The 13,739-nt window shown below is 66.6% G+C and carries 4 protein-coding genes; all 4 read left to right on the top strand.

What is annotated here, in order from left to right; all coding sequences use genetic code 11:
* Nucleotides 1-299: 299 nt before the first annotated feature.
* The 4 genes from FFS45_RS18605 to FFS45_RS18590 all read left to right on the top strand — a co-directional run bounded on the left by FFS45_RS18605 (nucleotide 300) and on the right by FFS45_RS18590 (nucleotide 13,676).
* Nucleotides 300-533 carry an MbtH family NRPS accessory protein gene (locus tag FFS45_RS18605; RefSeq protein ID WP_137956097.1) on the top strand — a complete coding sequence of 78 codons (234 nt, stop codon included), beginning with the start codon at nucleotides 300-302 and terminating at the stop codon, nucleotides 531-533.
* A gap of 3 nt (nucleotides 534-536) precedes the next feature.
* Entirely contained in the window at nucleotides 537-1,424 is an 888-nt protein-coding gene (locus FFS45_RS18600; RefSeq protein ID WP_137956096.1) for an alpha/beta fold hydrolase, read from the top strand.
* Nucleotides 1,412-2,386: a TauD/TfdA family dioxygenase gene (locus FFS45_RS18595; protein WP_137956095.1), complete on the top strand. Its 975-nt coding sequence runs from the start codon at nucleotides 1,412-1,414 to the stop codon at nucleotides 2,384-2,386. Before FFS45_RS18600 ends, FFS45_RS18595 begins: the two co-directional genes overlap by 13 nt.
* Before the next feature lie 145 nt (nucleotides 2,387-2,531).
* Entirely contained in the window at nucleotides 2,532-13,676 is an 11,145-nt protein-coding gene (locus tag FFS45_RS18590) for a non-ribosomal peptide synthetase (RefSeq protein ID WP_137956094.1), read from the top strand.
* The last annotated feature ends 63 nt before the right edge of the window (nucleotides 13,677-13,739 follow it).

Genomic DNA, 13,739 nt, shown 5'->3' with positions numbered 1-13,739 from the left:
GGACCCTGACCTCCCCGCCAGAGGCCTGTGCGCGGGCTGGATCGAGTCCTGGCAAGGCTTCCGGCAAGCCCCTACGCTCGCCAAAATTCCTTGACAAAGGGTAGCGCGCCCTCTAATTTACGCGTCTAAACGGAAATGATTCTCATTTGAGAGGTGGGCAGCGCTTGCTGTTCAGCGGGGCTTGATAGACGCCAACAGCGCAAGGCTGACTGCGTCAACACTGCGAAGCCGGCCCGTATGGGCAATGCAAATGGGAATGATACGTATTTATCTACGCAACAATCTTAGCGGAGCGTTCAATGAGCTGGGGCGATGAAGACACGAACTTCCACGTGGTGATCAACGACGAAGAGCAGTACTCGATCTGGCCGGACTACAAAGCGATTCCGGCCGGGTGGCGCGCAGCCGGCAAGTCGGGCAAGCGGGCGGAATGCCTCGCGTGGGTCGACGAGGTCTGGACCGACATGCGTCCGCTGAGCCTGCGCAAGGCGATGGCTGAGGACGCGGCGCAGCAGGCGGGTTCGGCGACCTGACCGATGAGCGCATCTGTACCTGTGCCGGCGGTGCTGCCGCCGCTGCGCCTGGTGTGTCTCTCGCATGCGGGCGGCAGCACCTTGCTGTACCGCCGCTGGGCCCAGCGTTTGCCGGGCGGCGTTGAGATTCTTGCTCTCGAACTGCCGGGGCACGGTGCGCGCCGCGCACTGCCGCCGCACACGGAGTGGCCGGCGCTGCTCGACACGCTGCTCGCCGAGCTTGACGGCCGGCTCGATGCCGAAGTGCCGTTCGCGGTGTTCGGTCACAGCATGGGCGCGCTGGTCGGTTTCGAACTGATTCACGCGCTGCGTGCGCGTCATGGCTTTGAGCCAATCTGGTTCGGCGCGTCGGCGTCGGTGGCGCCGGCTCATCGCAAGCATGAGACGCACTGGCTCGACTGTACGCACGAGGCGATGGTCGACAAGTTGCGCGAGCTTGGGGGCACGCCCTCTGCGTTGCTCGAAGACCGCGAGTTCATCGACTTCGTGCTGCCGCTGCTGCGGGCCGACTTTCATCTGTGCGGCACTTACCCGTCTTTGTATCCGCGTCCTGCGGCGGTGTGGCGCGATGCGGCAGTTAATCCCGCGGCGGTCAATGTCCGGCGTGGCGTTGCGCGCGAACCGCTCGCTTGCCCGATCGCAGTCTTCACCGGCCGCGACGACCACACGACAGCATGCGTCGAAAACGTTGCAGCCTGGCGCGACGAAACTCGCAACACATGCACGCTGCACGGCTTCGAGGGCGGCCATTTCTATCTCGACGGCGCGCCCGACCCGGTGATGGCGTGCGTCGCGACATCTCTTGCGGGTGCGCTCGCCCGGCCGGTTCGCGCTGCACCGGCGAGCCAGCCTGAAGCGGCTCTATCTAAAGGCGAAGCATGGATACATTGACGAGCAGTATCGACACGGTACTCAGCGAACAGGTGTTCGAGCGCAACGGCACACGCGTGCTGGTGCTGAGCCCAAACGAGCCGCTGAGTGCAGAGACCTGCCTTGCGCAGGTGCAGGCCCGGGTTGCGCAAGCGAAGCCGAACTATGGCGGCGTGCTGTTGCGCGGTTTCGATGCGCTAGGCGCGGCGGGGTTCGACCGCCTCGTCAATCGCTTCGGGCAACCGTTGCTCACTTACGAATTTGGTTCGACGCCGCGCAGCAAGATCGAGAAAGGCGTCTATTCGTCGACCGAGTATCCGGCGGATCAATGGATCGATCAGCATAATGAGCAATCCTACACGCTCAACTGGCCCGCCACGATCTGGTTCTATTGCGACATTGCCGCGGAGCAGGGCGGCGCGACGCCGGTCGCCGATAGCCGGCGCGTCTATGAGCGGCTCGACCCCGCGTTGCGCCGCCACTTCGCCGACAAGCAGGTGATGTACGTGCGCAATTACGGCAATGGTCTTGACTTGCCGTGGGAGCAGGTCTTCGGCACGGACGAGCGCGACAAGGTCGAACAGTATTGCCGCGCCAACCGCATCGACTACGAATGGCTCGACGACGGCGAGGCGTTGCGCACGCGCCAGGTCTGCCAGTCGGAGCTGCGTCATCCTGTGACCGGCGAGACCGTCTGGTTCAACCAGGCCCACCTGTTCCACGTTTCGAACCTGCCGCCGGCGATCCGCGAAGCGCTGCTCGAAGTCGTCGATGAAGCGTACCTGCCGCGCAACACCTTCTTCGGCGACGGCACGCCTATCGATGCCGCGATGCTCGACGAGATCCGCGCGGTGTATCGCGACACGATGCTGTCGTTCGACTGGCACGCCGCCGATACGCTGATTCTCGACAACCTGCTGATGTCGCACGGCCGCGCGCCGTTTGCCGGCAAGCGTCGCGTGCTGGTGGCGATGACTGCCTGAAGAATTTTGGCCGTCGCGTGCCCGGGCGTGCGGGCCGCAAGCGCGACCTCTGGATTGCCGGTCGCCCGCCGCCCGATCGGCGACCAACAGACGGCCGGCCGCCGGAGCGCCGGCCGTCAGAAACCCTCTCGAATCAAGACTGTCCATGAGTGAAACTGCGAGCGAAGTGTCGAAGGATCTGCTGTCGATTTCGACGGCCTATGTCGCGTTGCCGCCCGAAAAGCGCGCCGCGTTCCGCGCCCGCCTGAAGGAGCGCGGCATCGACCCATCGCGCCTGCCGATCGTGCCGTTCCCGGGTGGTGAGCGTCGTTTTGCGCTGTCGCATGCGCAGGAACGTTTGTGGTTCCTGTGGCGATTGGACCCGGCTAGCGCCGCCTACAACGTCACGGGCGCGGTCAGTTTGCGCGGCCGGCTCGATGTGCGGGCGCTGCGTGCGGCGCTCGACGCAGTGGTCGACGCGCACGAAAGCTTGCGGATGTGCTTCGCGGAACTCGACGGCGTGCCGTTCCAGACCGCTGGTGCGCGTCAGTACGGCTGGGATGAGTTCGATCTCGGCAGCGCTGGCGATACTGAGGACGAGCTCGAAACGCTGCTGGCCAACCGCTCGGCGTTGCCGTTCGATCTCGAACGCGGTCCGTTGCTACGCGTGGGGCTGATTCGTCGCGCGGCGGACGATCATCTTTTGCACATTGCCGTGCACCATATCGTGGCGGACGGGCTGTCGATTGAGGTGTTGGTGTCCGAGTTCGCGGCGGCTTACCGTGCCTGTCTCGGGGCGGGCGCGGCGTCGCATGCGCCGTTCGCACATGCCGCGCCGCGCGTGCAGTACGGCGATTACGCGCAGTGGCAACGCGAATGGTCCGACGGGGCTGCGCTCGAGCGCCAGCTCGACTACTGGCGCGAGCGTCTCGGCAGCGTGCATCCCGTGCTGGAATTGCCGCACGCGCGTTCGCGCACGGGACTGCGCAGCGGCGCCGGCGCCCGCGTGACGCGTCTGCTGCCGGGCACGTTGCGAATGGCGCTCAGGCGGGTTGGCGAAGCGGGCGATGCGACGCCGTTCATGGTGCTGCTGGCGGCCTACGACCTCCTGCTTGCCCGTTACAGCGGCCAGCGCGATATTCGCGTCGGTGTGCCGGTGGCCGGCCGCGACCGGCACGAAGTGGCGCGCGTGATCGGCTTCTTCGTCAACACGCTGGTGGTGCGCACTGAGTTCGCGGGCCTCGCGACGTTTGCCGATCTGCTCGCGCAAGTGCGCGAGCGGGTGCTTGAAGCGCACGCCCACGCCGACCTGCCGTTCACAAAGCTGGTCGACGCCCTGCAGCCGCAACGCAGCCTCGGTCACACGCCGCTTTTTCAGGCGATGCTCAACTACCTGGGCGCGGATGGCGACATGCCGCATCTGCCGGCGCTCGAGGTGTCCAATCACGAAGTCGGCACGCAGACCGCGCGTTTCGATCTGGTGCTTGCCGCGCGAGATCGTGCACAAGGTCTCGAAGTCGCGCTGACCTACGCAGAGGATCTGTTTGATGGTTCGGTGATCGAGCAGATGCTCGATCACTATGTCGCGCTGCTGGAGCAGATTGTGCGCGATGCCGCCGCTCCACTCGGTCGTTTCGAGCTCGTGCGCGAGATCCCGGCCATGCCCGCACAAAAGGCCTTCGAACCGGTGCCGGCCCGCTTTGCGGCGAGCGTTGCACGACAGCCGGAGGCGCTGGCTGTGCATTGCGAAGGCGAGCGCATCAGCTACGCCGCGCTCGACGCGTGGGCCAACCGGATAGCACAGCGTCTCCTCGCGGCGGGGGTGAGCGCCGACCAGCGGGTCGGCATCTGCATGACGCGCTCAATCGGCATGGTGGCGTCGCTGCTAGGCACGCTCAAGTCGCCGGGCGCGTTCGTGCCTCTCGATCCAGCTTATCCCTCCGAGCGCCTCGCGCTGATGATGGACGATGCGGGCGTGCGCGTGCTGTTGACCGATCGCGCAACCGAGGCGCAGTGCGGCGCGCTGTTTGCCGGCCGTATTGCGATTGATGTCCATGCGCTCAATCGCGATTCGCCGGACGGTACGGGCGTTGATGCGAGCGTAAGCCTGGCCGATGCCGCGGCGTACACCCCGCATCCCGAACAGCTCGCTTATGTGATCTACACCTCGGGCTCGACGGGCCGCCCCAAAGGGGTCGCGATTACACACGGTGCGTTTGCGGCCCACCTCGACGACTTCATGAACGCGCATCGGATTGAGGCAAGCGACACCGTCCTGCAGTCCTCGACGATCAACTTCGACGTCGCGCTGCACGAACTGTTGCCGGCGCTGTTGCGTGGCGGCAAGGTGGAAATGCGTGGACCCGAGTCGTGGGACATCGAAACGACGAGCCGGCATCTGATCGATGCGCGCGTGACGTTTTCGCGCTTGCCGACCGCTTACTGGCAGCAATGGCTGCGCACGCCGCCGCCCGCGCAGGCGCTCGCGGCGCTGCGGCAGATCACGGTGGGCGGCGAAGGTTTGCCGGGCGACGCCCTGGCGCAATGGCGCAGCGGCCCGCTTGGTCATATCGGACTTGCCAACCTTTACGGTCCTACCGAAACGACGGTGGCGTGCATGTACCGCGCCACGACCGCCGACGACGCCTCGCAGCCGATCGTCTCGATCGGCGTGCCGTATGCTTCGCGCACCGCCCGCGTGCTCGACAGCGACGGTAACGAGGCCCCGGCGGGCGCGCTTGGCGAACTGTGCATCGGCGGCCATACGCTGGCGCGCGGCTACCTGGATCGTCCCTCGCTGACGGCCGAACGCTTCGTTCCCGATCCGTCGTATCCTGGCGCACGTTTATATCGCACCGGCGATCTGTGCCGGCGCCGTACCGACGGTGCGATCGATTTTCTCGGGCGTCTGGATCAGCAGATCAAGCTGCGCGGGCTGCGTATTGAACCTGGCGAAATCGAGGCGGCACTGCGCCGTCAGCCCGGTGTCGCCGATGCGGTCGTGGTGCTCGCGAAAGACCTTGGCGCGCCGCGCCTCGTTGCCTACGTGGTCGCTAAAGAGGGCGAGTCCGTGCAGGGCGGGGCGTTGCAACACGCTCTGGCGCAGCAGTTGCCTGCGCATATGGTGCCTGCGGCGATCGTGCTGCTCGATGCGCTGCCGTTGATGCGCAATGGCAAGGTAGACCGCGCGGCATTGCCGGCGCCCGACGCCGCGGATAGCGAACAGCGTGTCGCGCCACGCAACGACACGGAGCGGCTGTTGCTGGCGCTCTGGGAAGCGGTACTCGGGCGCGGTGAACTCGGCGTCGAGGATGATTTCTTTGCGGTAGGCGGTGATTCGATCCTGAGTCTGCAACTGATCGCAAGGGCGCGTGCGCAGGGCTGGCTGCTGACTCCGCGCCAGGTGTTCGAACATCCCACCGTCGCACGTCTTGCAACCGTCATGCGCCCGCTTGACGACACCAGCGGCGCAGAGCTGGCCGAGGTACGCGAGACGTTGCCGCTCACGCCGGTCCAGACGTGGTTCTTCACGCGCTATCCGGATGGCGAGCCGCATTGGAACCAGTCGGTATTGCTTGAGGTGCGTGGCGAACTGGAGGCCGACGCGCTCGAACGCGCGTTGACGGCGGTCGTGGCGCGCCACGATGCATTGCGTTTGCGATTCGAGCGGCATCCCGACGGCTGGAGCCAGCGTGTGCTCGCCGACGCGCCTGCGCGGCTGCTGAGCGTCAGCGATCTGCGCAGTCTGCCTGCTGTGTCCGATGCCGCGGATGGCTGGCAAGCGGCGTTGGCGGCGCAAGGCCAGATCGCGCAGCAGAGTCTTGACCCCCAAGCGGGGCGCCTTGTGAAGGCGGTGTATTTCAAGTTGCCGGTGGCGGCGACCGGCGCGGCGCATGCCACTGCGGCGGGCCGCTTGCTGCTGGTGGTTCACCACCTTGCGGTCGACGGTGTGTCATGGCGCATCCTGCTTGCCGATCTCCAGGAAGCCTATTCGGCGGCGCTTGCACGCAATCTGCCGGCGCTCGCCCCGAGCACGCCGTGGAGCGTGTGGGTGGGCGAGCAACGCAAGGCGGTGAACGAAAACCGGCTGAGCAGTGCCTTGCACGCATGGCAGCGCGTCCTGAACGGCGCCATGCCGGGGCTGCCCGCGCCGCGCGGCACGCTCGCGTCGAGCCGCCAGTTGACCTGGCGCCTCGACGCCGCGGCGACCGCGGCGCTGCGCCGGGCCGCGCCGCGCGCCTACCGGCTCGGTATCGACGAGTTGTTGCTGGGCGCGCTGGCACGTACGCTGGCTCAAGCGTGCGGCAGTGCGGGCGCGCTGATCGCGCTGGAGGGGCACGGCCGTGAGCCGCAGACCCTGGCGGGTGCTGGTGAGCGCGGCGCCGCAGGTTCGGACCTGAGCCGCACGGTAGGATGGTTCACGACGCGTTATCCGGTCTGGCTGCCGGTGTCGTCCGAAACGGATGATGCGGCTGCACTGATTTCGACCAAGGAACGTCTGCGTTCGCTGCCGGATAGCGGCGTGTCGTTTGGCTGGCTGCACGCCTACGGAACACCGGAAGTCCGCGAGGCGCTCGCGCAATGGCCCACGCCGCGCGTCAGCTTCAACTATCTGGGCCAGTTCGATCAAAGCCTCGCCAGCGACGGCCCCTTCGGTTTTGCCACCGAGCAGGCGGGCAACCCGCAGAGGGACGACGAAGCGCTCGTCTATGCACTCGACCTGAACGGCATGATTGTCGGCGACTGCCTGTCGCTGAGCTGGCGCTACGATCCGGCGGTGCTCGCGCAAGCGGACGTTGAAGCAATGCTGGCTGCGTTCGACCACGAAGTCGCGCGCCTCGTCACCCATTGTGCGCAGGCCACACCGCGTGCGAGCGCCGCCGATTTCCCTCTCGCGGGGCTGGCTCAGGACGAACTCGACGCGCTCGGCCTGCCGCTCGCGGCTATCGAAGACCTCTATCCCGCCACACCGTTGCAACAGGGCCTGCTATTTCACAGCCTGATGGAGCCGGGTGCCTACCTGAACCGCAAGCGTCTGATCTTGCGTGGCGCGGTGAATCTCGAGGCGATGCGCACGGCCTGGCGTACCGTGGTCGCGCGTCACCCTGTGTTGCGCACACGCTTCGTCCGCTCGCACGGCGGCGCGATGCTGCAGGCCGTATATACCGCTGTGCCGGAACCGTTTGTGGTGCACGACTGGAGCGGCCGCACCGATTACGAGGCAGCGTTTGCGCATTGGTTCGAAGTCGATGCTCCCCAACTGCTGGACCTCGACGCAGCGCCGTTGATGCACGTTGCACTGTTCAAGCGGCCAAATGGCGCGCACGACCTGGCGTGGATCAGTCATCACGCGCTCTCCGACGGCTGGAGCAGCGCGCAACTGCTGAGCGAACTAAGCCGCGTCTATAAAGCCGCGAGCCGCGGCGAGACACCTGCACTCGATCCAGTGGTGCCGTACCGCTCGTACCTCGAATGGTTGAGCGAGCAACCGGATGCGGGGGCATGGTGGCGTGACCGGCTGGCGCGCGTCGACCGGCCCGCGCTGCTGCTGGACAGCGTGCCGTCGACGCCGCGGGTGCGTGCGTCGCGTGACGCGGCGACAGGCGCTGCGTTCGGCCATCGCGAGCAGACGCTCGACGCCGCGCTGGCCGCTGCGCTCGCACAGAGCGCGCAAGCCTATGGCGTAACGCTCAATACGTTGATTCAGGGCGCGTGGGCGCTGCTGCTCGCGCGCTACGGCAATCGCCGCCAGGTTGCGTTCGGCGTGACCGTGGCAGGGCGTCCTGCCGAGCTCCCGGGGGCGGCTGCAATCCAGGGGCTATTCATCAACAGCTTGCCGCTGTGGGTCGACGTGCCGGCGCACGGCTCTGTCGCCGACTGGCTGCGAAATTTGCAGACCTACAACGTCGAGCTGCGCCAGGCCGGCCATGCGCCGTTGCCGTCGATTCAGCAGTGGGCTGGACCCGGCTTCGGCACGCTGTTCGACTCGCTGCTGGTGTTCGAAAATTTCCCGGTCGACCGGGAGCTGAACGACGGTTCGCTCGGCCTGAACGTGGCGTCATCCGAGTCGTTCGAGCGCACCCACTATCCGCTGACGCTGGGTATCGTGCCCGGCGAGCGCATTGTGCTGGAGTGGAGCTGGGACGCGGGACTTATCCCGGAGGCGACGCTCACCGCCGTGCAGCGTGCCTATGTGAACCTGCTGGCACAATTGGCGCGCGCCCAGAGCGAGGCCACGCCGCTTGCCGCGTTGCGGGTGGGCGGGCGCAATGCACTGAGCGGCACAGCGTGTGGCGCTGCCGCCCATGCCTATCGTCCGTTCGTCGCACGCTTCGAGGCGGCCGTGCAACAGCATCCCGATGCGCTCGCCGTGCATTGCGACGGCGCGACGCTGAGCTATTTCGAACTGAACCAGTGGGCCAACCGCGTCGCCCATCGCCTCACTGGGATGGGCGTCACGCGTGAAGCGCGCGTGGGGGTGTGCGTCGAGCGTTCGCCCGCCCTGATCGCCGCGCTACTGGGCGTGATGAAGACGGGCGGCGCGTATGTACCGCTCGATCCAGGTTATCCGCACGAGCGGCTGCGCGACATGATCGAGGACGCGCAACTGACGGCGCTGGTGACCGACGCAATCACGCACGCCGCGCATGCAGAACTGCTGGTGTCGGCCGGCTGCCCGGAGGTTCGCGTCGACCAGGTCGGCGCGGAGCCGGACCATGATTCCGGCAGCCTGCCGTACCCGGCGCAACTCGCGTATGTGATCTATACCTCCGGCTCCACCGGCAAGCCCAAGGGCGTCGCCGTCAGCCACGGTGCACTGAGCCTGCATCTGGACGACTTTATCGCGGAGAACGGTTTGTGCGCGGCGGACCGGGCATTGCAGTTTGCGACCGTCAATTTCGACGGAGCGGTTGAACATATCTTTGCCTCGCTGGCTGTGGGGGCGTCGCTCGAGTTGCGTGGCCCCGCGTTGTGGAGCGGCGCTGAATTCACCCGTTTGCTGCGGGAGCGCCGCGTCACGGTAGCGGACTTGCCGACCGGGTACTGGAAACAATGGGTGCAGCAACTGCCTGACGACACCGCCGGACTGGCGCTGCGCCGGGTCACCGTCGGCGGTGAAGCGTTGCCTGGCATCGCGGTCGCGCAATGGTTTGCCGGCCCGCTCGCGGATATTCCATTGATCAACACCTATGGTCCGACTGAGACGACCGTAACGGCCTCGAGCCAGCCGGTCACGGCGGAGGATGCGGTGTGCACAGCGGTGCCCGTCGGGCTGCCGTGGGCGTCGCGAACCTATCAGATTCTCGATGCCGATGGCGAAGCCGCGCCCGAGGGCGGGCTGGGCGAACTGTGCATCGGCGGGGCAACGCTTGCGCGCGGCTATCTCGGCCGCGCCGCACAGACCGCGGAGCGCTTTGTACCCGATCCTTCCGGGCCGCCCGGTGCGCGTCTCTATCGGACCGGCGATCTATGCCGCTGGCTCGCGGACGGCAACGTGGCGTATCTCGGCCGGCTGGACGATCAGGTGAAGATACGCGGCTACCGGATCGAGTTGGGTGAGATCGAACGTGCCTTGTGTGCGCAGCCTGACGTGGCGGAGGCGGTGGTGGTCGTGCGCGGCGATCACGAAGCGAAGCGCCTGCTGGGTTATGCGGTTCCCGCAGCGGGCGCCGGCGCGCTCGATGGAAACGCACTGCGCGAGGCGCTGGCGCGCACGCTGCCGGCTTATATGGTGCCCTCGGCAATCATGCCGCTGGCGGCGCTGCCCGCGCTGCCGAACGGGAAGCTCGATCGCAAGGCGTTGCCGGATGTAGATGAAAATAATACGGATTACGTCGCACCGGAAACGGCGCTCGAAGTCATGCTGGCCGAAATCTGGCAAACGATTCTCGGTGCCGAGCGGGTGGGTGCGCGAGACAATTTCTTCGCGCTCGGCGGGCACTCGCTGCTCGCATTGCAGGTGGCGGCACGCCTGCAACGTGCGCTCGGCCGTGAGATCCCGCTGCGCACGCTGTTCGAGCATCCGGTGCTGGGGTCGCTCGCCGCCGCGCTGGATGATGACGCCCGCGAACCTGGAGATGCGCGTGGCCTGCAACCGGTGCGCCGCTTGCGGCGTCGCGAGACGCGGCCGACCCACGGACAGGAGCGCCTGTGGTTCCTCTGGCGCCTGGCGCCCGACAATCCGGCCTACCACCTGTCGCTGGCGGTGAAGGTAGAGGGCGAACTCGATGTGGCCGCGTTGCGCAGCGCGCTCGACCGTGTGGTGCGCCGCCATGAGATGCTGCACAGCCGGTTTGAAGAGCGCGACGGTGCGCCCTGGCTGATCGTCGATGAGGGCCTTGTGTGCGAATGGTCCGAAGCGGCATTTCCCGACGTGAGCGACGCGGCTGACCCGACGCTCGCTGCCTGGTTGCGCGACGGCTCGGCAAGGGCGTTCGATCTGCAGCATGGGCCCGTGTTGCGCGCGCAACTGGCGAGCCTCGGTGACGGTTCACACGTATTCGGCCTCGTGGTGCACCACATCGCCGCCGATGGCTGGTCGATGAATCTGCTGATTGACGAATTGTTGACGGCGTACGCAGCACATCGCGCCGGCCGTGCGCCGATATTCACGCCGCTGCCGGTGCAGTACGCGGACTTCGCTGTGTGGCAGCGCGAGACGCTAGACACGGTCGCGCTCGAGCGACAGCTCGATTACTGGCGCACGCGCCTTGGCGACGAACAGCCCGTGCTCGAGCTGCCCGCGGACCGTCCGCGTCCTGCGCTGCGCAGTGCGCATGGCGAGCAGGTCGAAGGCGTTCTGGATCAGACGCTCGCCGACGCGCTGCAGGGTTTCGCCCGTCGTCGCGACGCGACGCTGTTCATGACACTGCTCGCGGCATTCCATACATTGCTGCATCGCTATGGTGGCCAGCGCGATATTCGCGTGGGCATTCCGCTGTCGGGTCGCGAGCAACTGGAAATCGAGCCGCTCATCGGTTTCTTCGTCAATACAGCGGTCATTCGCGCAGACCTTGCAGGCGCGCTGCCGTTCGATGATCTGCTCATGCAAGTGAAACAACGGGTGCTCGAAGCGCAGTCCAATCAGGACGTGCCGTTTGCGCAGATCGTCGACGCACTGCAGCCGGCGCGCGCCGCCAATCACACACCGCTTTTCCAGGCGATGTTCAATCTCGACGTGCCGGCCGCCCCGCTCGATCGGCATGCTGCCGCGGCGTTGCGATTGCAGCCGCTAGGCGGGCAACGCACAGCGGCGCAGTTCGATCTGACGCTCAACGTGTCGATTGCCGAGCGCCTTGGCCTGTCCTTCAGCTATGCGACAGACCTGTTCGACCGGGCGACGGTCGAGCGTCTGTTGCGCGACTATGTCGGGTTGCTCACGCAACTGGCGCAAGAGGATGCTTCGCGTGTCCTGCGGCTGCGTGACTTTGCGCTTGAGGCGCGGCCTGTCGCGCAGCGGGGGGCAAGCGAACCCGCCGCGCCCACAGCCTGTTTCACGCCGGTGCATGCACGCATCGCGGCACAGGCGCACCGTTCTCCCGATGCGATCGCGTTGCGCTGCGACGGCGCGACGCTAAGCTACCGTCAACTGGAAGAGCGCGCCACCCGGCTCGCGCAGCACCTGCTTCGTCGTGGCGTGAGCACGGAAGCGCGCGTGGGGATATGCGTGTCGCGCTCGCCGCAGATGATGGTGGCCGTGCTCGCCGTACTGAAAACGGGCGCCGCGTACGTGCCGCTGGATCCGTCTTATCCGCTCACGCACCTCGGCGGCATGATCGACGATGCGTTGCTCGCCTGTACGCTTGTCGATGCAGCGGGACGCGAGCGGCTCGCGGAGATCGCGGGGGATCACGTGTTGGTCGATGTCGATCGCGACTTCGACGACGCAGACCGGAACACCGCCGCTGCTGATGCCTTACCCGCCCTGCCGCTCACACCGGTTCGCGAAGATCAGCTTGCCTACGTGATCTATACCTCCGGCTCGACGGGCAAGCCAAAGGGTGTCGCGATACCGCACGCCGCACTGACGCGCTTTCTCGACAGCATGCAGGCCCGTCTCAGTCTGGGCGCCGACGACGTCTGGCTTGCCGTTACAACGCTATCGTTCGATATCGCCGCGCTTGAGCTGTATCTCTCCTTGCTTGCAGGCGCAACGATCGAACTGGCGACACGCGAGACGGTCGCCGACGGGCGGCGTCTCGCGGCGCTCGTCGACGCGTCGCATGCAAGCGTGATGCAGGCGACGCCGATGGGTTGGCGCGTTCTGCTCGACGGCGGCTGGCAAGGTCCGCGCGACACAGGCAAGCCGCTGCGCGCCCTGTGCGGCGGCGAAGCGCTGCCGGTGGATCTCGCCGACGCGCTGCAGACGCGTGGCGTGCAGCTATGGAACCTGTACGGCCCGACCGAGACGACGATCTGGTCGAGCGCCGCACGGCTCGACGAAGCCGGCGCAGCGATCACCCTGGGTGCACCGCTCGAACATACGACGTTGCTGGTGCTCGACGCCGATGGCAATCCGGTGCCGGACAATGGCATTGGTGAGCTGTGCATCGGCGGCGCCAATCTCGCGCGTGGCTACACGCGGCGCGCCGGCCTCACGGCCGAGCGCTTCGTGCCGGACCCGTCCGGCGCGCCGGGTGCTCGTCTGTACCGCACGGGCGACCTGTGCCGGGTGCGCCGCGACGGACAGCTCGACTATCTCGGCCGCGCCGATCAGCAGGTGAAGCTGCGCGGTTTCCGCATCGAGCTGGGCGAAACCGAAGCCGCCTTGCGCACGCTCGACGGCGTGACCGACGCGGTTTGCCAGATCCAGGGCGAGGGCACGGCACGCAGGCTGGTTGCATTCATTACCGGCGAAGCCGACGTGGCCGCGTTGCGCGCGGTGCTCGCAAGCCGTCTGCCGGCGCAGCAGGTGCCTGCTCAGATTGCGCGGCTCGAAGCGTTGCCGCTGACGTCGAATGGCAAGCTCAACCGGAAGGCGTTGCCGTTGTTGGGTTCCGCTGCGCCGGGCGTGTACCGGCCGCCGGTGACGCCCACCGAGGTCATGCTGTGCGCGATCTGGGCCGAGGTGCTGGGGGCATCCCAGATCGGGCTCGACGACGATTTCTTTGCATTGGGTGGCCATTCGCTGCTGGCCGTACGGGTTGCGGCGCGCCTGGGTGAGGCGCTGGGCCGGAAGATCGAACTGGGGCTGCTTTTCGCGCATCCGGCGCTGGCCGAGCTGGCCGAACAACTGGACCGTGCAGGCGCCAACGCAGATGAGGCGTCAAACGCGCTTGATGCGTTGCAGGATCTGATGGATTCGTTATGAACGGGCGGGTCTTGCTTGTTGCGAACCTCGCCTGCGCGCCGCTCGCTCAGGCCTGTTTGCACA

The organism is Burkholderia sp. 4M9327F10, assembly GCF_005503145.1.
Lineage (GTDB): Bacteria > Pseudomonadota > Gammaproteobacteria > Burkholderiales > Burkholderiaceae > Paraburkholderia.
This window is presented reverse-complemented; position numbering and strand designations above follow the sequence as displayed.